This window comes from Microcoleus sp. F10-B2, from assembly GCF_036704965.1.
In the GTDB taxonomy this organism is placed as follows: domain Bacteria; phylum Cyanobacteriota; class Cyanobacteriia; order Cyanobacteriales; family Microcoleaceae; genus Microcoleus.
This window is the reverse complement of record NZ_JAUBTB010000027.1, coordinates 20552-42535: the sequence shown is the minus strand read 5'-3', so window position 1 is coordinate 42535 and position 21984 is coordinate 20552. Positions and strand designations below refer to the sequence as shown.

Genomic DNA, 21984 nt, shown 5'->3' with positions numbered 1-21984 from the left:
GCCCGATGCCCTGTTTGGCCGATGCCCTGTTTGGCCGATGCTTTTATGCCCGATACCCTGTTTGCCCGATGCCCAATTGCCCGATCGCCAATTACTAACTAAACGGAGTTCCGAATTATGCCTATAGGTGTGCCAAAAGTTCCCTACAAAATGCCGGGTGGTTATGATACTCAGTGGATTAATATCTACGATCGCCTCTACCGGGAACGGATTATTTTCTTGGGCAGGGACATTGACGATGAAATTGCCAATCAAATTATCGCTGTGATGCTCTATCTCGATTCGGAAGATTCAGGTAAGGATATTATTTTGTACATCAATTCCCCAGGCGGAATGGTGTCGGCAGGCATGGCTATTTTTGATACCATGCAGCACATTAAATCGGACGTGGTAACGATTTGTGTGGGCTTGGCTGCTTCGATGGGTTCTTTCCTGTTAGCTGCCGGTGCGAAAGGAAAACGGTTAGCTTTGCCTCACTCGCGAATCATGATTCACCAGCCTTCTGGGGGCACGCGGGGACAAGCAACGGATATTCAGATTGAGGCGAAAGAGATTCTGCGGCTGCGCCACGAACTCAATAATATCTATGCTAAGAATACTGGCAAGCCGATCGAGAAAATCGAGAAGGACATGGATCGCGACTATTTCATGTCCGCTGAGGAAGCCAAGGAATACGGCTTGATTGACAGAGTGATCGAAGATCGTCCGTAAGTTATTTTTTCGCGACCGTAGTGCGGGCAACCCTCGCACTACAACCTAGTTCGCAGTAAATTTTGGCAGAATCTTTACATTTAAGGATTCTGCCATATTTAATGGTATTATCAACGCTCATTCATGCTAAATGGATATTGCAGATTATTACCGACAGTTAGGACTGAGGTCTGGCGCGAGTTTATCGCAAGTTAAGACCTCTTATCGGCAGTTAGCGAGACAGTATCACCCCGATGTGAATCCGGGAAACGAACAGGCTAAAAATAAGTTTATTGCTATTACTGAGGCTTATAAGTTCCTGGTGAAAATTGCCCCCCCCGATGTTGCGGAGTCGAAAGTTGCCAATTCAACTGTGCAGCCTACTTCGACACCGCCGGATCGGGGGGTGAAAACTCAACCGCAGGCAGTTAAGGTGACTCGAAAAGAGGCCGCGGTTCAATCTCATGCGGATTTGTCGGCGGTAGAACAAAAGTTAAAGCAAGATGCTTATTTTGAGTTGCAGCAGTTGCTGAAATATCAGAGGTTCCCGCGGGCGATCGCCTTGATTGAGGGTTTGGCCCAGCGGGTTCCCGAAGATTTGGAGGTGCGTCAGTGGCAGGCGATCGCCTATCAGCGCTGGGGACGGCATTTGATCGGAGAAAAGCAGGTTGATAAGGCGAGAATTTATTTGAAAAAGGCTGTGAAAACTGACCCTCACAATCGGGCTTTGTGGGCGGAAGTTGAGCGGGATTTTCGCCGGTTGGAAGAGATTTATTGAAGCGATGTTGCGTCCCCCTTTTGCAGGGGGTCTGCGTCGTGAATTTTTAATTTTTCTAAAATAACTTGGGTATTTTCAGGTCGGTTTTCCGGTAGCGGTTCCATTAATTCGTCGATCGAGTCTAGGAGTAACGGGTCAACATCTACAGCCTGGTTCCTCCAATTAATTTTACCAGTTTTTTCATTAACGGGAAAGTCGATCGGCTTTATGCCTGTTAATAAATGTACAAAAGTACGCCCCAGGGCAAAAAAGTCCGATCGCACGCCTGCTTTGCCTGCAATTTGTTCCGGCGCGGCGTATCCAGCAGAACCTATGGGTGCGGTATCTCTCTCTGCTTCTGTTGCAGCGCCGAAGTCAATTAATCTCAATTTCCCATCCGCTGCAAGCATCAGGTTGGATGGCTTAATATCCCGATGTACTAAATGATATTTGTGGATTTCCTGCAAAATATGAAGCATTTGTTGCAGCCAATCAACAGCGAGCGTTTGAGAAATGTACTGTTGTTTAGTTAAGAATTCTGCTAAGTTTTCTCCGCAAATTTTTTCCATCACCAAACAAGACAATTTCTGGAAATTATTGGGGAGTTTAGTTGGGAAATAACCGTCAGGTTCGACTTGGGGAACTGGGCCCTTTCCAGCCAGCCAAATCAAGGCTCGCGCTTCTTGCTGGAACAAGCGAACTAAATCGGGATTGTGGGTGTGTTTCAAGACTTTTAAAATTTTGACAGTGCCCCATTCGTTTTCCCCTGTTCCCAAATCTTCAACTTCAAAGATGTCTGTGGGGCGTGCGGGATTGGGCGATCGCACTGGTTTAAGGATGCGGTAGCGATCGCCAATTAACAAATCCGTGCCGCAAGCCTGACACTTTTGAGCAGCAGCAGGATTTTCGCGTTGTTCGCATTGAGGATTGATGCAGTAAATCATACCATTTTAGATTTTAGATTTTAGATTTTAGATTGGCAATGACTGACGCTGTATCGGTTTAGAGCTTGCTTTTGCATTCTTTTTTGGGAAGTCGTATCACTTTGATTGATAAATTAGCATAAAACCCAGTAGTTCTGACCTTACTACTGGGTTTATATTTACCGCCCATTTGCGCACGCTATCACATTTAAGTCAAGGATTTAAGATTAATAGCATCGCGCTCTACCGATTGAGCTACCCCCCTGCGTTTGGTAGAGGGGGCTGGATATGAGCCAGCAACCTCGATGATGTGATTTTTCCTGACATTCGTTTTAGCGATCGGCGGTGAATGCTGAGTTTAGAGTAATAACTTGCTGCTGAATTTGTACGCAATGCTGCCTCTGCCAATTGGGCTACCCCCCTTTTTTGGGTAGAAGGGACAGGAGTCGAACCTGCACTATCACATTTGTACGGTTTAAGTTGAAGTTTTAGATTGAACTTGTACTCTGTTTATATCTTAAACCATAACTATCAACAAAGCAAGCACTTAGCGGAAAATAAACTGAAAAATTCGCTCTCCTACTCTCTGTTCCTCAACTTCAGAATTGTTAGCTTCTTCGCGGGCGAACATAACAGCTTGCTGCAAGATTTCCACCCTTTGCAGCAACTCATTGATCCGCCGCGCTGGCAAAGCTCCAGAAAACTTGACAGTCCGCCAGTAGCCGATCGTAATATCTTCGTAATAAACATCGACTTGAGCCGGATGGTGTTCGGTAGCTTCAGCTTTAACGTGATTGCGCGGAGTTTTAAAAGTCTTGAGAGTTTGCACCGGTTCTGTGGCCCAGCAGTCTGCCGAAGCATCGAAGTTCCAAGTCTCGGAAGCATCTAAGACTGGAAGTTTTTTGATGAATGCTTGCAAATCTGCTAACTGCTTTTCAATGAATAGCAAATAGCTGACGGGAACTTGGCTCAAAAGCACGTTTCCGTCTACAGTTACGTCCGCGCGGGCGCTACAATTTGTCCAATCTTTGGTTGCGGTTACGTCAAAGAGTTTGGTCAAAACTTCAGTCGTTTTGCGGATAATCTCTTCGGCTTTGACTTCAACTTTTTTGGACTCTGGCGGCAGTTGTTCGCCTTCTTCGTCTTTGGGACGGTAAGTGCGGGAGATTCCAGAAAGCACAGCGGGCTTCTGGAGCGCTTTTTGAGCTTCTGCTAGTTCTTGGGCACAGCGGCTTTTGATACCTTTTTCGATCGCAATAATCTGATTTAAGCGTGGCATTGTTCGATTTTATTGAAGCTGAACTCACATCAAGTCCGGTTGATTTTGATAATCAAATTGTTTGTCCTGTGGCTTTTAGGGCTTTGAAGACTTCAGTCCTCAGTACAAACCTCACGATCGTTCTTGAACCAAACTTGCTTATTGTGTAGTATTGCACACTTCAAATAAAATTACAAGCTTTCTTTCCTAGGCGCTGTGCCAAGAGATCCCGCCGCTACCGTGCTCAGCAATTTATCTCTCTCCAAACAAAGAATGCAACTGTAGGCCTGCGATCCAAACCCATCATGGAATAAATCATGCCAAATCTAAAATCTAAAATCTAAAATCTAAAATAGTATTATCTCTCAAAAACTCGGCAAAATCTCTAGCGTCGCTGCGGATCAAGTGGACGCCATCATTGGTACGCCACTCTCGCTCTTTAGGGGGCGGCAGCCATTCAAAACGGTCGGACGGAAACAGCTTTTTCGTCAATTCTGCTACTTGCTTTCTCCTGATTGCAGCGTTAACTCGCGACTCTAGCGGTATGTCAAATAAAACTACTTTTACCCCGCTATTTTTTTTTATTTCCGCGATTTGATTTTTAATAAACTCAGCTTGTTTTTTAATTTTATTAGTATCGTTTGTAGACAAAGGTTTGCTTTCCACCTCCACTATCATTTGAATGCCTTTTTGCGCTAGTTCGGGAGTAAGATTTCGAGCTTCTAAGCTGTCTAATTTTTCTTTTGAAAGATTTGTATATTGCTGCCTGCGACTTTTTAAATAATCAATAAAAACGCTAACGGGACGGTATTCCTCTCTCATCATCGGCAGATACTGACGCAGCCAATAAAAAATAGGGTGATACAAATCATCAACTAAGTTGGCATCTATTTTGCGGATAATAGTATCATTAATTTCTACCAAAACGATCCGAGGCTTGCTTTTACTTCTTTTAACTATTTCTAAACCTGTTTGGCTTGCTCCTCCCGCAAAAGCTATGCTTTTTACGCGCTCTCCAATGTGTTTTACATTAATGTTGCCAGCTAGGGAACTACCTACGATTACCATTTTTAGATCGCCATCATCCTGATATACATACCTTTGAGCTTTGACAATATTATTTTGAATCAGGCTAACTCCGTCAGAAGCTGGCAAAACTCCGCCGCTGACAAGCACTTGATAAAAACTCATTAGAAACAGAAAAATTAGTACCGGTCGCAAAATCGGTCGCAACAGGAATTTAACAAACATAGAACACCTTTTAGAATTGGAAATAAATAAATTGTTTCGAGTTGCCGCTGTTGAGGAATATCATGGCTAGCATAATTCCTAAAGCTAAATCTTGATAAATGCTCCAGATTTTTTGAGCGTTTTTATTTGAATCTTGTTTCATCAAATTCTGCCAAGTGGGAAAATGAGGAACGTGATAAATTACTACGGGTATGGAAAAAATTAGCGTCGGAATAATTTGACTCCAACCGGGCTTGATTTGATAGTTGCGAACTAAAGTAACAGCGAAGTCAACCGCTTCTGCAAATCGAGGTAGTTTGAAAAGCAGCCATCCCACGGAAACAAAAGAGAAAACTCCTAAAACACTAATTGTGTCAAATAATAATTGCTTCCAGATTGGTTTGGTTTCTGCTTGATTTAGTTCTGTCGATTTTTTTTTTGATTTATCTAAGCCAAAAAAGCGTTCTACGGCTAAACCAAGTCCGTGATAAATTCCCCAAACTGCATAACTCCAAGCAGCCCCGTGCCATAGTCCTCCTAATGTCATTACTGTGATTAAGTTAACATAAGTTCTGATTTTTCCTTTGCGGTTTCCGCCGAGGGGAAAGTATAGATAATCTCTGAGCCAAGTTGAGAGGGAAATGTGCCACCTTCTCCAGAATTCGGAGAGGGAACGGGAGATGTAGGGAAAGTCGAAATTTTCTGGAATTGTGTAACCCAAAGCAGCAGCAAAACCGATCGCAATTAAGGAGTAACCGGCAAAATCGGCGAAGATTTGTATTGAGTAGCCGAACAGCAGCGTCAGGTTGGTAAGAGTTCCAAATCCTTGGTAGTAGGGAAAGCTGATCCAGAAGGTATAATCTTTTAAGTTGTCGGCGACGACCATTTTTAGGAAGTAGCCGACTGTGAGCGATCTAAAAATGAAATCCCAAGAAATGTCTTGAAAATATTTAGGAGCAATCAGGGGATAAAATGTCTTAGATTTTAAAATCGGGCCTGACAGTAAAGTGGGGAAAAAGCCAATAAAAAATGAGGTTGTGAGCAGGTTTTGGGTAAAATTTGGCGAGACGTAAGCGTTTGATTCTGTTGCGTTTGTATCTTTTTGAGTCAGTACGTCTAAGATGAGACTGATACCTTCAAATGTGTAGAAAGAAATGCCGAGTGGCAGAGGCAATTTTAAGAATAAATAAGCAATGCTGCCTTCGGTTCGAGCAATATTAAAAACATCCGCAACAAAGTTAGTTAGCAAACCGGCGTATTTAAACAAACTCAAAATTAATAGGTTGAGAACTACTCCCGATAAAGCCCAAAAAAATCGCTGTTTGTTGTCGGAAATGCGGGCAACTTGAAAGCTAGCCGTAGCGTTGATAATAATTGATAGCAGGAGGATAAGTAGCAGTGCGGGAGCGCTCCAACTGTAAAAAATAAAGCTCGCAATTATGAGGATGGGAACTTGCAGTGTTTGCAAGGGAGGGAAATAATATATGGTGAAAACAATTGCAAAAAATACTAAAAATTCAATACTGTTAAATAACATAATTTGTGATTTCGCTCTTTTACGTAGCCTGTGAGTCACTATATCAAGGGCCTGGGACTAATGACAAAAGTCGGCTAGATCCCGATCGCGCATCCTACCAAAGTGTAGCAAATATTACTTTTTGTTGGCGCTGCGACTACTTCTTGAGATAGATGCGGAAATCCCTCCCAGGGCGCGTTGTCAGATCGGGAAATATTTCTTAACATATAGATAACAAAGGGAATCCGAGGAGACACCAAAAATCCTTAAGCCCTTGGGGTGCCCGGTTAATCAGACTTTTCGCAAACAAGGGCTAAATCAATGAACCAGCAAAACTCCGAAGTTTTAGCATTTTTGCCCATGCTCCAAAAAGGCATTTGGCTGTTTGGGATTCTCTCTTGGATATTCGGGCTGACAGATAGAACTATTGCACTATTATCTGACGGATATTTGTCGGCGGTTGATATTGTCCAGCTATTTACAGGATCCTTTTTCTTCATTAGCTGGCTGTTTTTAAGCCCGTTTCTGGGTCTTAACTCCCAGAGTCAGCCGAAGGAAGAAGCATCTTCCTAGTTTTTAATTGGTAATGTTAGTTTCTCGATCGCTATGAGTTTCTTCTGGGGCAAAGCGGACCGGCCAAATGCGATCGCAAAAAAACAAAGTTCCCGCCGTCACGCACAGCGGAATCGCCAACAGATTCAACAGCGGAATGCTCACCAAACCCAAACAAACCACACCAAAACTCCCGCTGGCAGGCAAACTCCCCCGAATTATCTCCAACTTCTCCTGAAAAGGTCGCCTGCGCCTCTCCAAAGGTGCATCTAAAAAGTCCAAACAGACAATAGTCGCGCCCAAAGCTACGCCACCCAAACTGCTAAGAATAGAGCCGACTCCCGGGATAAAATTCAGCAGCAGCAGCGGTATGCCGACGCTCAACAAAATTTGTAATTTTCGCAGTTCAAAGGCGATCGCCCTTTGAATATCCCGAAAACTACTCGCCAAACTCATTGGTGCTTCTGCGGGCAATTGACCGTTCCGCAGCAGTTCCAATTGTTCGGAAAGTTTGCCGTACCAGGGCGAACCTAAAATCACGCCAAACTGCACTAACAAAAATCCAATTATCAGCAAAAGTCCTGACACTAGGAGTACGCGCAGCAGCCAGCCGAAAGCGACTGTTAACACGCCGAGAAAGCTCAGCCAAGCTGGAAAACTCGCAATTAGAGCATTAAATCGGACGGACAAATCGGCAACCAAAACGTCTATCCCTGCCAAACTGGGAAATAGCAAGCTTAAATAAAGACCGATACCAATTATAAAATTTAGCACCACGGGAACTAATACATAAGTCCACAGCTTGGGAGTTTGCAAAATCAGCGTGAAAGCTCGCAAAGGATAGGTGAAACCTGCCAGGAGTCCAATTGGTGCGGCAATGGCGGTGGGGGCGGGGTTTGAATTGAGCTGTTTAGACATATTTTCTGCTTTTGAGGACTCGACTCTATTTTCTATTATCGAAAAATTGGGTCTAAAACCTCCCCCTTCAAGGGGGACTTTACTTTGGTTTCACTTTAGCTTACCATAGCAAATATAGTTTGATAAGTGCAATGTTAAAAGCCTGCAAGTACAGAATCTATCCGACTCAAGAGCAATCTATATTGCTTGGTAAGTCGTTTGGATGTGTACGGTGGTTTTACAATTTTGCGCTTAACCTAACCAGTGAAACTTACAAAGCAACAGGTAAGGGTTTAAGTCGAAACGACATCATTAATTTGTTACCTCCGCTAAAAAAAGAATATGAATGGTTAACAGAACCACCTTCACAATGTTTACAGCAAGTAGCATTGGATTTGTCTAGTGGTTTTTTGAACTTTTTTGAGAAACGGGCTAAATACCCAAATTTTAAGAAAAAGGGACAAAAGCAATCTATCCGATTCCCACAAGGAATTAAATTAGATGGCGACTATCTCACCTTGCCAAAACTAGGTAAGGTTTACTGCAAAGTATCTCGATTGCTCGAAGGGAAGTTAAAATCTGTTACCGTATCGCTAAATCCATCAGGTGAATACTACGCCGCTTGTCTCTATGATGATGGTAAAGATCAGCCTGTTTCATCGTCAGAGGGAAAAGCTATTGGTATAGACATGGGGATAAATCATTATGCAATTACGTCCGACGGGACTAAGCATGGCAACCCCAAATATTACCGTAAATATGAAGTTAAACTAGCCAAGAGACAAAAGCAACTTAGCCGCAAACAACAAGGGTCTAGCAATCGTAAGAAAGCACGGATTAAAGTTGCTAAAGTACATTCAAAAATCACCAGATGTCGTGAAGATTTTCTCCAAAAACTAAGTCGTAAATTAGTTGAGGAAAACCAAGTCATAATTGTCGAAAATCTGGCAGTTAGAAACATGGTAAGAAATTCCAAACTAGCTAAATCAATCAGCGATGCTGGATGGGGTCAATTTGTCACCATGTTGAAGTATAAGTCAGAGTGGGAGGGAAGAATCTATATCGAAATCGATAGATTTTTCCCCAGTTCAAAAACTTGTAGTAACTGTTTACATCAACTAGATAACCTGAGTTTAGATATTCGTAGCTGGCAATGTCCCAAATGTCAAACGGTACATGACAGAGACATTAACGCCGCCATGAATATCCGCGATGAAGGTTTACGACTTTTGGCGGGAGGGCATCTCGCTAACGCTTCCAGACGACGTGTAAGACCATCTAAAGGCACTGCTTTTAGAGGCAACGTTGGATGAAGGAAGAATCTCGGCCGTTTTACGGCGGGGAGTTGTCAACCACTTTCCCTTATTATTGCTGATGAGGATTTATCGCAGGTAGCCCAAAAGTGAAGCTTTTTATTTACCATACCCCGGAACTTACGCCAGCCGACAAAATGCCGGCTTGCGCGATCGCAGTTGATGTGCTGCGGGCGACTACGACAATGGCAACGGCCCTGAATAATGGGGCGGAAGCTGTTCAAGTTTTCAGCGACTTAGATAAGCTAATGGCCGAGAGCGAAAAATGGCCTGCAGACAAGCGGATTCGCGCCGGAGAGCGCGGCGGCGGCAAAGTTGACGGATTTGACATGGGGAATTCCCCCTTCGACTGCACGCCAGAAACGGTAAGTGGGAAGCGAATTTTTATCAGCACAACTAACGGCACTCGGGCTCTGGAACGAGTGCAAGCTGCTGCAACTGTGTTAACGGCGGCTTTGATTAACCGCAAATCTGTGGTGCAGTTTTTGTTAAATAAACAGCCGGAAACTATTTGGATTGTGGGTTCTGGTTGGGAAGGGAGTTATTCGTTGGAAGATACGGTTTGTGCTGGTGCGATCGCCCAAAGCCTGCTGGCAGAAAGCGGTATTCCTGCGAGCGATTTTGCTGGTAACGATGAAGTATTTGGGGCTATTGCTCTTTACCTGCACTGGCAAGATAGGTTGCACGAATTGTTGGAAAGGGCCAGTCACGGCCAGCGCCTCCTCGGTTTAGGTGTTATTGAAGATTTAAAATATTGCGCGCAAACGGATACTTTAGATGTGCTGCCGGTGCAGCGAGAACCGGGAGTTTTGGTTAAGTCTGATTTTAAAATTCCTCAGACTGATTTCTGGGTTCAATCTTCAGAAAAAACGGCGAATTGAAGTTTTCTGCGAGTGGTGTATTGGTGGCGAGTCCAGGATTAGATGCACACTCTATTTGTAGGAATGATATAGAGGACACGGCATTGCCGTGTCCCTACCGAAAATAATATTGTAGGGACACGGCAGTGCCGTGTCCTAATTTTGGCTAGTAATTCCGATGCTACCGGAAACGATATTAGTTAGTGAACAGGATTTTTTTAAAAGAAAGTAGAATTAAACATACTCGGTAGGGACAAAAGAATGTTTTGTCCCTAGTGAATTGCCGGCAATTGAGAATTGCTGTATTCACCGCCGAACCGCTGAATTAAACACTCGGCAATTCTGGCTGCGGCACCGGGTTCTCCCATGCGCCGCAAGCCATTTTCAGCGATTAGCTGCAACCTGTCGGGGTCGCGGAGCAAAGATTGCACGGCGGCGGCAACTTCGGCGGGATGTTTGACTAAAATTAATGACGGGCCTAACAGGCGACTTTGAGCTTCTGCAAAAGCGGGAGTAAATTGCGGGCCGTTTCCGGGAATGGCGATCGCGGGTTTTCCTAAACCTACAAATTGTTCTGTAGCCGTTCCTGCCATTGCTATTGCTAAATCGGCTTCGTACAAACAATCGTTAAAACTTTGCTGAGTTAAAATCATCGTGGCGTTTCTCTGCACAAATGTCAAGGGCAATAGCAAATTAGGAGATTCTTTGTGAATTTCTCGAGCGCTGGAAACAGGAGGTCGCAAAATACTTCCTTCTCGCCGCTGCGTTCTAGTTTCGCCGTCTTGTCGCCAGCCGAAAAATTCTAAAATAGGTCGCAAAGCTTCTAGATTTAACTCAGGGGAAATCGCTCCGAAAAATAACAATTTGCGCTCGGCAAACAGCAACAAAATTCCGGCTACAGCCTCTACTATTAGCTGCCAATTAGCATAGGCTTCCGGCGCTCTAGAACCGGGGAGTAAGGTGATGACGAGCGATCGCGACCTTTCCCGAAACTCTGCGTCAGGGCCGTAAAAACCGGCTGGATTTTCCGGTTCGAGTCCGTCCATCATCGGGTTTCCGAGATTGTAAGCGGGAATTCCCAGCTTTTGTAAAGTCTCGGCGGTTAGCGCGTCCCTGGCAAAAACGGCCCGACAGCGCGATCGAGTCATCAACCAACGCTCCCAAGGCAAATAAACCGATCGCGCACCCCACCAACCAAAAGCCCGGGATTTGCGAGCCAGAGGCCCGTTCTCGTCGCGCAAATAATACTCGGACTTGGCCGTACCCACAAAGGCGTAGGGCGCGCCGCCGAGCCAAGCAAACAGCAGCGGTACAATATCCCCGCAGGCTAAAATAACGCCGTCTTGATTCCCAGACTGTTGTTGCGATCGCACCCAAGCGCGGATGGCTTTAAACTGAGCTAGGGTCAACTGAAGCAGACCGCCTTTAACATCGCGCAAAAATTCCCTCCCGTCCATGTAAATAAAGCCGCCCGAAGGCATTCGCTGCACCGGGCCGATGATGCGGGCGTTTTCTAGTTGAGCGAAAGCTTGCCCTTCGCCCACTAGCGGAAACACGGCTAATTCTGGGGGATGCGGGTGCTGTTGCAGTTCCCGCAAGATGCGAAGGGCGATCGCGTCTTCTCCGTGGCCGTTACTGAGGCAAAGTAATTTCAATCCCAACTCTCTCAAAAACTGTCTCTGAATATATAGAAGCAAGATTAGCCGCAGGATGCAAGGTGGTATAGCCGGATGTTGAAGTAAGTGGAGCGCCGATCGCACGAGTCCGGGACTTTTGGGTAAAATAGCAGATGAAACTCTATTTTCTAGGTAAAATTGGATGGTACAAACCCTGCCAAAATCTTTGACACTCCAAGAGTTTCTGAAGTTGCCAGAAACCAAACCAGCCAGCGAGTACATTGACGGTGAAATCATTCAAAAACCGATGCCTCAAGGAGAACATAGTGTCATTCAAGGCGAGTTGACAAGCGCTGCTAATACTGCTTTCAAACCTCAAAAGGTGGCGCGAGCATTTCCAGAACTACGGTGCATTTTTGGCGGTCGAGCGATCGTTCCGGACGTGACTGTATTCACTTGGGAGCGCATTCCCCGTAAAGAAAATGGTGGTGTGGCAAATGTGTTTGCGATCGCCCCGGATTGGACAATTGAAATCCTCTCCCCCGACCAAAACCAAACTAAAGTTACTAAAAATATTTTACATTGTCTCAAACACGGAACTCAAATGGGTTGGTTAATCGATCCAGAGGATCGATCGGTTTTTGTATATCGGCAGACTCAATCAACGGAGGTGTTTGACGAACCGGAACAGTTATTGCCCATGCCATCTTTTGCCAGGGAATTGCAACTGACAGTAGGAGAATTATTTGGTTGGCTATTAGAGTGATATCATATCCGATCGAGCGACCGCACATGATATAAATGCTGACTGCTGACTGCTGACTGCTGACTGCTGACTACTGCCCCTCGATATATTGCTTTAAAGCATTCCGAATTTGTTTGAGCTGAAATCCCTTAGCAAGTTGGCGCAGATTCGAGACAAACGGTACTAATTTAGGTTCTAAACACTCCAGCTTAGCACTCTCCTCAAAAAATTCTTCAATGTCGCCCATAGCTGCGAGTTTCAAAAGTTGTGCTACCGACTCAGAAGCCGCAGGTAACAGAGAAGAATAAGCCGGAAAATCCGATGCTGGTGACAAACTGGGAGTTTTGCGCTTTTTGTTTTCCGAAGCTTCCCCGTAAATCCATTCTAGGCTCAAATGCACGCGCAACTGTGCCAAAAAGTGATTTGCTGCGATCGGCTTGGGAAGAAAATCATTGCACCCTGCGAGGATTCTCTCTTGCTGCGCCCCCTCCAAAAGGCTAGCTGACATAGCGATTAACACGACATTTTTTAATTCCGGTAACTCCCGCAGTCTTGTGGCAGTTTCTACGCCATCCATTACAGGCATCCCCAAGTCGATAAAAATCACATCCGGTTGAAATTCAACTGCTTTGTAGAGGCATTCTTGACGGTTTTGTGCTTCGGCAACTTCAAATCCCAAACGCCCCAGCAGCCTGCACAACAAATCGCGATTTAGTTGATTTTCATCCAGGATTAGCACTTTCCGCTTGTTGCCAACAAAACCGACAAGCCAGGGTTTTTCCCGCAAAGGAGACACCTCCAAGTACCGTTGGACTGCGGGCAATTCTAAATCCAGCCAGAAAGTGCTGCCTTTTCCCAAAGTGCTGTTGACACCTATTTCGCTGCCCATCATTTTCGCTAATTTCTGGCTGATTGAGAGTCCGAGACCTGTACCTTCAACAAATGTATTGCCTTTTACTTGGTGGAATGGCAAAAATATTTCTTCTAACTTGCTTCGGTCTATTCCAGTGCCGGTATCCTCAACTTGAAAGCGGATTTTTAAAGCGTGTTTTTCTGCGCTCGCATTGTGGGCGAAGCGCATATAATTTTCTTTCAGTTCCGAACTCAAAATCGATAATTCATAATTTTCGCCTTGCCCTCGACTCCAGGCGCCTGTGCCGACATAGCCGACTTTAAAAGTCACACCTCCGCTGTTAGTAAACTTAACGGCATTGCTGAGTAAATTTATCAGAATTTGGCGCAATCTTTTTGGATCTACACAAACGCAAGTAGGCAGGGGAGATACTTGTTCGTAATTGAAGGAAATTTGTTTTTGCGATGCCCGCATCTGAAATAGATCGGCAATGTTTTTCGTGAAATTTAGAAAATTTAACTCTTCCGGGTAGAGTTCCATTTTTCTAGCTTCGATTTTGGAAAGGTCTAAAACATCATCGATTAACATCAGCAGGTGTTGACCGCACTGTTGAATATTGCTGAGACTTTCTTGCTGATCAGAGCTTAAGTCTTTGTCGGTTTTGAGGATTTGAGCGTAACCTAAAACGCCGTTTAAAGGCGTGCGGAGTTCGTGGCTCATGTTGGCGAGAAATTCGCTTTTGGCGCGGTTGGCGCTTTCTGCGACTTCTTTGGCTTGTTGGAGGGCAGATTCTGCAAGTTTGCGATCGGCAATTTCGGTTTGTGCTTGTTCAAATAGCGTCGATTGCTGGATCGCGATCGCCAATTGGACGCACAATTGCCGGAGGGATTCTATTTCTGAGGAATCCCAGGGACGGGGGCCGCTGCAATCCTGGGCGATCAGCAGTCCCCATAGCTGATTTTCTGCGGTCTGTTGAGTCTGGGAAATGCTTTCTCGTGCTTTTAAAATCGGCACTATTAAGTTAGCTTTTACTTCAAATCCTTCGAGAAATTTCATGTGACATTCCGTCAAATTTTCCCGGTAAATATCTTCCATAGATCTAATACAGCCTTGTTGATAAATCTCAACAAATTTTTCTCTAAAACAGCCATCAATATTGTTAAAACTTAGCAACGAAATTCTATCTTGTGCCACGGATTCCACAACTACAAAGCCGCTCCAGTCGGGATTAAAACGGTAAATAACTGTGCGGTCTGTTTGCAAAAATTGCCGCACTTGTTCGACAGCAGTTGTCAGGACTTCTTCTAAATTGAGGGAGGAGCGAATGCGATCGAGCATGGCAACTACCAGCCGTTCTCGCCTTATTTGGTGCAGCAGGGCCATCTCAGCTTGTTTGCGTTCGGTGATGTCGGTAATTACTCCCACTAGCCCGATTAAATTGCCAGTTTCATCTTTAATGCAGTCGGCACGAAATAAAGTCGTTACCACTTCGTTGCTTTTAGTTTTGATTTGGAGTTCGCCTTGCCAAGATTTGCCTTTACGGACTGTTTTAAACATTTCTACCAGCACTTGACTTTGGGGGTAAAGTGCCGTTGCTCCGCCTGCTGTGTTCAGTTCTTCTGCTGTGTAGCCGTACCGCTGAACAAAGGCTTGATTGTGGTAGATCGATCGCCCTGTCAAGTCAGCAATGCCGATCGCGTCGCTGGTACTTTCTACGGCTTGAGTAACTCGCAACAAATCTAATTCTGCTTGTTTGCGATCGCTAATATCAGTAATAGTGCCGATATAGCCTTTAATTTCCTGCTTGTCTCCGATTTCTGCAATTGCCTGACCGATCACCCAAATTACCCGACCGTCTGGACGCTGAAAGCGGTATTCTGATTTAAAAGGAATTTTGTCAATAATTGTTCGATGCCATTCACTTTTCACCCGCTCTACATCATCGGAATGTATGGCATTTATCCAGCCCTTTCCTGCTGCTAATTCTGGGTTTAATCCCGTAATTTCGCTCCACCGCTGATTCACATAAAGGCAATTTCCCGAGGTGTCGGTGTGGAATATGCAAACTGGCGATGCTTCTGCTAAAGTTTGGTAGCGGCGCTGGCTCGCTCGCAGTGCTGATTCTACCTGTTTTCTATTAGTGATATCGCGGACTATGGAAATTATCTCCCCACCGGCAAGCATAGTCAGCGACAGTTCTTGAGGAAAAAGAGTACCGTCTCGCCGCTGACCTGTTGCTTCTATATTACAGTATCCTTTTTCATGGAGAGCCGGGCGGATTTCTCGTTCAATTTCTTGAATTTTTGCTTCTTCATAAAGGATTTTCCAACTTTTACCCAATAAATCGGAGGAATTTAAAAAGCCGTACATTTGCAGATAAGCCTGATTAGAATAAATATATTCTTCCCTAGCATTGAGGATCGCGATACCGTCATAAGCAGCGGCCATTGCTACTGCTTGTCGCTGAAGTTTGGACTCGGCTTGTTTGCGAGAGGTAATGTCGTGACCGACTGAGTAGATTAAACCTTCTTCACTAAATGGCGATGCCGTCCACAGGAGGCATTTGTAAGAACCGTCTTTGCAAAGATAGCGGTTTTCAAACGAGATAATGGAGCTACCTGCTATTAGTTTTACCCCTTCGGCTGCGGTAGCTTGCCGATCGTCTGGATGGACAAATTCGAGCATCGGCTTGGCAAAAAGTTCAGCACTACTGTAGCCTAGAACCGTTGACCAAGCAGGATTTAAACGTTTAAAACAGCCGTCGAAACCTACAATACAAAGCAAGTCTAAGGAGATGGTAAAAAAGCGGTCGCGCTCTGTTTGTGCCTGCTTTAATTCAGTGATATCCATCACTAAACCGTCCCAGAGAATATCGCCTTCGCTCCCAGAGTTTGTCTCGTTATTGAGCCTTTCCGGTCTCGCCGCTCCTTGCAGCCACTTAACTTTTCCCGATGGCAAAGTCTGCCGCCACTGCTGCTGCCAAGGTTCTAAGCTAGCGGCAGAAATTTCGATCGATGCTTCTAAATCTAAGAGATCGTCTGCGTGAATTCCGCTGAAAACCAGTTCCGCATTTTGCTCGATTGATTCTGCTTCTAATTCGTACAGTTGGCGGCTGCCTGAAGAGACGTAGGGAAAAGATATTTCTCCCGTTGCTGACCTTCGTAATTGATAAATTGCTCCCGGCAGGTTAGCTACCAGTTTTTGAAATCGAGCTTCGCTTTGTTGCAGGGCTTTTTGCTGCCGTCTGTATTCGGTAAAATCTCTAATTATGCCTACTATTACTTTACTGCCAGCCGATGTTTTAAATACGCTTTTTTTGGTAGAGATGATGTGTTCTTTTCCGGCAGTATCTGTGAAGTTTTCCTCAGTTTCCAAGCAGATACCCGTTGTCAATACTTCTTCATCTTTTGCCCAAAAAACATCAGCCTCTGATTTGGGGAAAAAGTCATAATCTGATTTGCCGATCAGTTCTTGCCGCGATTTGCCGAGCAACTGACAAAAAGCATCATTTAATATCATCCAGCGGTGTTGCTCGTCTTTGACAAAAATTGGGTCGGGCGTAGCATTTATGGTGTGGTTTAAAAATTCTTCTGACGCTTTCAGTTTGGCTTCGTAGCGGTAGCGATCGCTCACGTCCAACACTACTTCGATGATCCGGTCGATCGACCCGTCCAGGCGGCGGATGCAGCGCAGGGAAACTCGCGTGTGAACTATTTCGCCGTCTTTTCTGAGCCACCTTTTGTCTAAGATGCAACCATCGCTCTCACCTGCTAACATCTGAGACAATTGTTTCAAATTGGCATCAAAATCCTCTGGATGAGTCAACTCTAGCCAATTCTTTTGCACGAGTTCATAGCGCTCATAGCCCAACAAATTGCACAGCGCATCGTTAACTTCTATCCAGTTGCAATTTTGAGGAACTTCGCTGTCAATAATTGGAGCGATGATGGCAATTCCGATCAGGGAATTTTCGACCACCGAGCGATATTTTTCTTCACTTTTTCGCAAAGCATCTTGACTGTTCTGGCGTTCTATGGCGTAACGGAGCGATCGAATTAACAGTTCGCCGTCGATTTTTCTTTTTACTAAATAATCCTGTACCCCGACGGAAATCAACCGCAGGGCAAGCTCTTCGTCATTTTGGGAAGTCAAAACTACGATCGGCACATTTACTCCATACTCTTGTACCCGAGCAACCGTCTCGATTCCGAGACTGTCTGGCAGTGAAAGGTCTAATAAAATTATGTCAAAAGTTTCTTCATTCAATCGCTGCTGCGCTTCACTGAGCCGTTCTACTTTCGTCAGCAGTATACGCTGTTGGCCGCCAATTTCTGACAGCAAATCTTCAATCAGCTCGGCTTCTTGAGGGTTGTCTTCTACTAACAGAACTTTAAAGCAGAGAGGAGGCAAAGCTAAGTTAAAAACTGCTTTCATAATAATTATTAATCAAAAAAATGTTAAACAAACTTAAATTTTACCTGTGATTTTCGGGGCAATTATTTAATGGCACTTACACCTACATCGGCGCTCACATTGCGGTGTGAGCGAGCGCTACAAAAAATGTGTTTAAGAATTAAAATTTTACCATGCACTGACTAAATTGTCAACGCCAAACATTTTTTATTCTAACTTGCAATTTATACGAGTTAAAAAAAAAATGCCACTTTAGGCTCGCGATCGCAACCCCCAATAGCCACAAGTCATCCCCAATTTAAAAATTTAAAAATTTAAAAATTTAAAAATTTCAATGGTGTTAACTTCTACCTTGTATCTTCTAGCTTTTGCCTTAAAATATAATATTTAATTCAAATTCCGCAGCCTTATAGCTTCTACATTGTGCCGAAAAGATGTCTCAATTAACCGAGAGTAAAGTAAAAAGTTGAACCTTGCCCCGGCTTCGACTCCACCCAAATAGATCCGCCGTGACGTTCCACAATCTTTTGACAAATTGCTAAACCAATACCTGTCCCAGAATATTCTTTTTGAGTGTGCAACCGCTGGAAAATTTGAAAGATGCGTTCTTGATGCTGCGTCGCAATCCCAATTCCATTATCCGAGACAGAAAATAACCAGTCTTTCTCCTGTTTATCAGCGGTAATATGAACCACAGGCGGTGCATCTTGGCGATATTTAATCGAATTGCCGACTAAATTTTGAAATAGCTGTACGAGTTGAGAAATATCCCCCATTACCTCTGGCAATTCGCTGTAAGTAACAACTGCTTGAGTGTCGCGGATCGCCCATTGCAAGTTGGCGATTGCTTGCTCGACTGCGTGATTGCAATCTGTCAGTTGAAAAGGTTTCTGACTCCTGCCCACTCGCGAATATTCGAGTAAATCGTCAATTAAATTTTGCATTCTCGTGCAGCCGTGAACGATATTGCCAATAAACTTACTAGCTTGGCTGTCGAGCTGATCTTTGTAGCGTTTTTCTAAAAGTTGAGCATAACTAGCAATTGTTGCTAAAGGCGCTTGCAAGTCGTGAGAAGCCACATAAGCAAATTGTTCTAGTTCCGCATTTGAACGCGCCAATTCTTGGTTAGATTTTAAGAGAGCAGATTCGGCGCGCTGGCGGTTCGATATCTCTTGTTGGAGGAGCAAATTTTGCTCTTGCAAAGCTTTTTCAACGGCGCGGCGGGTGCTAATTTCTTGTTGCAGAATTTGGTTTTTTTCGTGAATTGCTTTTTCAACGGCTAAGCGGCTGTTGATTTCTTCTTGAAGCAGCATATTTTGTTGTTTTAGCTGCTTTTGTAAATTCCGCAGGGTGAGGTGACTTTCGATGCGGGCGAGCACTTCTTCAAACTGAAATGGCTTGCTGATGTAGTCAACTGCTCCAACAGCAAATGCGTTTACTTTGTCGAATACTTCATCTTTAGCGCTGATAAAAATTACCGGAATTTCGCGAGTTTTTGGTTCGGATTTCAGGTGTTGACAAACTTCGTAGCCGTTCATTTCCGGCATCATTATGTCGAGCAAAATCAAATCCGGCGGATTAGAATTGCAGGCTCTCAGAGCCATTTTTCCGTTAATCACGCAGCGGGGCGCGTACCCTCGATGAGTAAGCATCGTAGACAACAGGCGCAGGTTTTCTGGCGTATCGTCTACTACTAAAATGTTGCCTAATGCCGTCCCTGGTTGGTGATTGTTCATTAATTATTTTCCTGTTTTCACAAAAGATGTTTGCAGCTATTTTATTTATAAATTACGGAAAATACCAGGTTTCTAGTAGGAATATTGGCGGAAGGAAACGAATAATCCCCTCAGAAACCTGGTTTTTAACAGTTTGGCGCGTCCGGTACTGTTATTGTTCGTTTACCAATCCTCAAATGCCTAGCAGCAGAGTCATAGCATTATTGTTCCAAGTCAATCCTTTATCTAAAACCTTAAATCCAGCTACTTTGCACATAGATTCTAAAGCAGTAGCTGTCGGCAGCCACCAGCACGCCGCCAAATTGTTCATGTCAAAAACTGCTTTTTCAGTTATCCCTATAAGTGGGTTGCTGTTGAGGTAGGGCTGCCAGTAGGCTGTTAGAATAGCTCGTTCTGCGTCGTCCAAAGCTGGAATAAACATTACTCCAGAAGCGGGAAGTTCATAGCGTCCTAACTCATTCTCTATAACTTCTTGGGTGATAGCTGAAGTGAAAACTAAATGCTCGCCAGTTATCTGACGCAAGGCAACTAAAATCTGCAACGGATGGGGGTGATGGTACAAAACTCCTGCACAGTGAACTACATCGTAAGGCTCGCCAATTTCTGCAAGCTGAATCTGAGTTATATCTCGATTGATACAATTATAATTAGCAATATTTAAACTTGTCATCCGATCGTGAAAATTTTGCCACCAGTCGAGGTATGCCGGCATGGCATCAATCATTGTCAGAGAAACTGCACCGTATTTGCTAGCTACAGATACTTTTTCGCTGACAGTTCCCCACAAGCCGCCGACTTCTGCAAAAGTTTTGCCTTTGGCGACTCGGGCAATGTAGCGATCGCGAATATCCTTAGCCTCTAACTCTAATAATAGAGTAGATTCCCCTGTTTGACGCTGTTTTTCTAAAATACCCTCTAATTTTTGGGATATTTCGGGATCTTTTGGTCTAATTTCTAATGCCATCAAGTACAACATTATGGCTGCGTTAAGCCGATCGCTCTCGGCAAAATTTTGGGCTATTTCGCAGTAAAATTCAGGAGGGTGCAGTGGCTGCAATTCGTGGTGATAGTAGCTGGTTGCTGCGTCTAAATCGGTCGGAGTTCTTTTGATGAGAGCCTCGCCTAACTTTATGTAAATTCCCGGTATAGACGGCTCGATTTGAAGCGCACAAAGGTAGGCGGAAACAGCATCGTTCCATTGGTGACTTTCACTCCAAGCATCGCCTAAATTGTAATAAGACCAAGAAATAGTGGGATTAAGTTCAATAGCACGTTGGTAAGCGGTAGCTGCGGCTTTCCACTGTTGGGTTTTTAACAGCGCTTCTCCTAAATTGTGGTAAGTCCAAGAGAATTCTGGATTGAGTGCGATCGCCCGCCGATAAGCGAGTGTTGCTGCTGCAAAATTTTGAAGCTTAACTAAAGTCAAAGCTAAGTTATAATGAGACCAAAATAAATCCGCATTTAGTGCGATCGCCCGTTCGTATGCAGCCTCAGCTTCTGACCACTTTTCTAGTTTAAAAAGAGCATCTCCTAACTTGTGAAAAGCTGCGAAAAAATTCTGGTCTAATTCAGTAGCGCGCTCGTAAGCTGCGGCGGATTCAGACCATTCTTCTAATCGCTCGCAAGCTGCACCGATGCTGTAGTAAGACCAAGAAAAATCCGGGTTAATTTCAACAGCGGTGCGGTACGCAACGACGGCTTCTTGCCATTTTTCTAAATCGAGCAGCACACTGCCTAAATTGTAGTAAGACCAAAAAGAATTGGGATTTAACTCAATACTTTCCCGGTAGGCAGCCTCCGCTTCGTACCAGAGTTCCTTGGCTTGCAAAACATTGCCTAATTTGTAATGAAACTCCGAAATATCCGGCTGGAGTTGAATAGCTTTGCGGTAGTTAACAATAGCTTCGTCCCACTTTTTTAGCTCGCTAGCAGCTTCGGCTAATTGGCAGTAAGCTTCGCAAAAACTGGGGTTTAAATAAATCGTGCGGTGGTAACAAGTCAGCGCTTTTTCTGGCTTGTTTTGCGCCAACAAAGTATTACCTAAATCGAGGTATTCTTCGGCTATTTCTATCGGTTCCACCATGAGTGCTTGATACCAACAGTCTGCAGCTTCCTCAGCTTGACCGACTTGGGTAAATATCCGGCTCAAATTACGGTAAAATCCTGCAAAGTTTGGTTGCAGGGAGATGGCTTTTTGGTAACAGCCGATCGCCTCTTGCCACTGTTGCAATGTAGCGCAGAGAGTGCCGAGGTTAGCAAAAGCTTCGGCAAAATCCGGTTGCAGGGCGATCGCAACTTTATACCAATACCTTGCGTCTTCTAGCTTACCCTGAGCTTGCAGCGCCTTCCCCAGGGTCTTGCAAGTCTCGGCGGAATTGGGGTGAGATGCCAAAACTTTTTGGCAAAGTGCGATCGCCTCATCCAACTTCCCTAAAGCTAAATATATTTCTGCCTGTTGTTGAAAATCAACCGCTGCTGTTTCTGAATTCACTTCTTGCGTTCCTGTTGAGTAATAATTCCATGTATTATTGTATGGTACAACTTGTCAAAGTTCAAATTCAAGTAAATACCTCTGCAGACTGGCAAATAAATAGTGCTAAATCTCAGCGAAATTAATATAAACTA

The 21984-nt window shown here is 44.5% G+C and carries 15 protein-coding genes; 6 read left to right on the top strand and 9 right to left on the bottom strand.

Translation table 11 applies throughout. The features are described from left to right. Window positions 1-117 precede the first annotated feature (117 nt). Window positions 118-711, top strand: coding sequence for an ATP-dependent Clp protease proteolytic subunit (locus QUA99_RS12905; protein ID WP_172188328.1), 594 nt, complete (start codon window positions 118-120; stop codon window positions 709-711). Between the two features lie 130 nt (window positions 712-841). Then, window positions 842-1468 carry a DnaJ domain-containing protein gene (locus tag QUA99_RS12900; RefSeq protein ID WP_333237061.1) on the top strand — a complete coding sequence of 209 codons (627 nt, stop codon included), beginning with the start codon at window positions 842-844 and terminating at the stop codon, window positions 1466-1468. Here the strand turns inward: QUA99_RS12900 and QUA99_RS12895 are convergent. From QUA99_RS12895 to QUA99_RS12880, 4 genes are all read right to left on the bottom strand, one after another. After that, window positions 1462-2391, bottom strand: a complete 930-nt coding sequence (locus QUA99_RS12895; RefSeq protein WP_333237063.1) for a serine/threonine-protein kinase — start codon at window positions 2389-2391, stop codon at window positions 1462-1464. The two genes, QUA99_RS12900 and QUA99_RS12895, sit on opposite strands and share 7 nt — an antisense overlap. A 526-nt stretch (window positions 2392-2917) precedes the next feature. Beyond that, window positions 2918-3649: a DUF7873 family protein gene (locus QUA99_RS12890; RefSeq protein WP_333237065.1), complete on the bottom strand. Its 732-nt coding sequence runs from the start codon at window positions 3647-3649 to the stop codon at window positions 2918-2920. Window positions 3650-3961: 312 nt separating this feature from the next. Beyond that, on the bottom strand, window positions 3962-4819 hold the full coding sequence (locus QUA99_RS12885; RefSeq protein WP_333237067.1) for a hypothetical protein: 858 nt from the start codon (window positions 4817-4819) through the stop codon (window positions 3962-3964). 70 nt (window positions 4820-4889) lie between these two features. After that, complete coding sequence (locus QUA99_RS12880) at window positions 4890-6395, bottom strand: MBOAT family O-acyltransferase (protein ID WP_333237070.1); 1506 nt, start codon at window positions 6393-6395, stop codon at window positions 4890-4892. A 300-nt stretch (window positions 6396-6695) separates the two neighbouring features. On the opposite strand from QUA99_RS12880, the gene QUA99_RS12875 reads away from it, so the two are divergent. Then, a complete protein-coding gene (locus QUA99_RS12875; protein ID WP_333237072.1) occupies window positions 6696-6947 on the top strand; it encodes a hypothetical protein in 252 nt (83 codons plus the stop codon). Between the two features lie 3 nt (window positions 6948-6950). Here the strand turns inward: QUA99_RS12875 and QUA99_RS12870 are convergent, their stop codons facing one another. After that, complete coding sequence (locus QUA99_RS12870) at window positions 6951-7844, bottom strand: EI24 domain-containing protein (RefSeq protein ID WP_333237074.1); 894 nt, start codon at window positions 7842-7844, stop codon at window positions 6951-6953. A 131-nt stretch (window positions 7845-7975) separates the two neighbouring features. On the opposite strand from QUA99_RS12870, the gene tnpB reads away from it, so the two are divergent. Both tnpB and QUA99_RS12860 read left to right on the top strand, forming a co-directional pair. Continuing rightward, a complete protein-coding gene (tnpB, locus tag QUA99_RS12865; protein ID WP_333237076.1) occupies window positions 7976-9136 on the top strand; it encodes an IS200/IS605 family element RNA-guided endonuclease TnpB in 1161 nt (386 codons plus the stop codon). 89 nt (window positions 9137-9225) lie between these two features. Further along, window positions 9226-10017: a 2-phosphosulfolactate phosphatase family protein gene (locus tag QUA99_RS12860; RefSeq protein ID WP_333237079.1), complete on the top strand. Its 792-nt coding sequence runs from the start codon at window positions 9226-9228 to the stop codon at window positions 10015-10017. Window positions 10018-10268: 251 nt separating this feature from the next. Here QUA99_RS12860 and QUA99_RS12855 read toward each other — a convergent pair whose 3' ends face one another. Beyond that, window positions 10269-11651, bottom strand: coding sequence for a lipid-A-disaccharide synthase-related protein (locus QUA99_RS12855; RefSeq protein WP_333237080.1), 1383 nt, complete (start codon window positions 11649-11651; stop codon window positions 10269-10271). Between the two features lie 163 nt (window positions 11652-11814). Here QUA99_RS12855 and QUA99_RS12850 point away from each other — a divergent pair, with 163 nt between their 5' ends. Beyond that, a complete protein-coding gene (locus QUA99_RS12850) occupies window positions 11815-12378 on the top strand; it encodes a Uma2 family endonuclease (protein WP_333237081.1) in 564 nt (187 codons plus the stop codon). Window positions 12379-12448: 70 nt separating this feature from the next. Here QUA99_RS12850 and QUA99_RS12845 read toward each other — a convergent pair whose 3' ends face one another. From QUA99_RS12845 to QUA99_RS12835, 3 genes are all read right to left on the bottom strand, one after another. Then, window positions 12449-17644 (bottom strand): PAS domain S-box protein, encoded by a 5196-nt coding sequence (locus QUA99_RS12845; RefSeq protein ID WP_333237082.1) that lies wholly within the window; start codon window positions 17642-17644, stop codon window positions 12449-12451. Between the two features lie 422 nt (window positions 17645-18066). Beyond that, window positions 18067-19359, bottom strand: a complete 1293-nt coding sequence (locus QUA99_RS12840; protein WP_333237083.1) for a response regulator — start codon at window positions 19357-19359, stop codon at window positions 18067-18069. A 172-nt stretch (window positions 19360-19531) separates the two neighbouring features. Next, on the bottom strand, window positions 19532-21850 hold the full coding sequence (locus QUA99_RS12835; protein WP_333237084.1) for a tetratricopeptide repeat protein: 2319 nt from the start codon (window positions 21848-21850) through the stop codon (window positions 19532-19534). Window positions 21851-21984 lie beyond the last annotated feature (134 nt).

Coding starts and splice junctions, on each gene's coding strand:
- QUA99_RS12850 (WP_333237081.1), top strand. CDS start 11,815: ATGGTACAAACCCTGCCAAAATCTTTGACACTCCAAGAGTTTCTGAAG.
- QUA99_RS12845 (WP_333237082.1), bottom strand. CDS start 17,644: ATGAAAGCAGTTTTTAACTTAGCTTTGCCTCCTCTCTGCTTTAAAGTT.
- QUA99_RS12870 (WP_333237074.1), bottom strand. CDS start 7,844: ATGTCTAAACAGCTCAATTCAAACCCCGCCCCCACCGCCATTGCCGCA.
- QUA99_RS12890 (WP_333237065.1), bottom strand. CDS start 3,649: ATGCCACGCTTAAATCAGATTATTGCGATCGAAAAAGGTATCAAAAGC.
- QUA99_RS12895 (WP_333237063.1), bottom strand. CDS start 2,391: ATGATTTACTGCATCAATCCTCAATGCGAACAACGCGAAAATCCTGCT.
- QUA99_RS12905 (WP_172188328.1), top strand. CDS start 118: ATGCCTATAGGTGTGCCAAAAGTTCCCTACAAAATGCCGGGTGGTTAT.
- QUA99_RS12840 (WP_333237083.1), bottom strand. CDS start 19,359: ATGAACAATCACCAACCAGGGACGGCATTAGGCAACATTTTAGTAGTA.
- QUA99_RS12875 (WP_333237072.1), top strand. CDS start 6,696: ATGAACCAGCAAAACTCCGAAGTTTTAGCATTTTTGCCCATGCTCCAA.
- tnpB (WP_333237076.1), top strand. CDS start 7,976: ATGTTAAAAGCCTGCAAGTACAGAATCTATCCGACTCAAGAGCAATCT.
- QUA99_RS12900 (WP_333237061.1), top strand. CDS start 842: ATGGATATTGCAGATTATTACCGACAGTTAGGACTGAGGTCTGGCGCG.
- QUA99_RS12885 (WP_333237067.1), bottom strand. CDS start 4,819: ATGAGTTTTTATCAAGTGCTTGTCAGCGGCGGAGTTTTGCCAGCTTCT.
- QUA99_RS12880 (WP_333237070.1), bottom strand. CDS start 6,395: ATGTTATTTAACAGTATTGAATTTTTAGTATTTTTTGCAATTGTTTTC.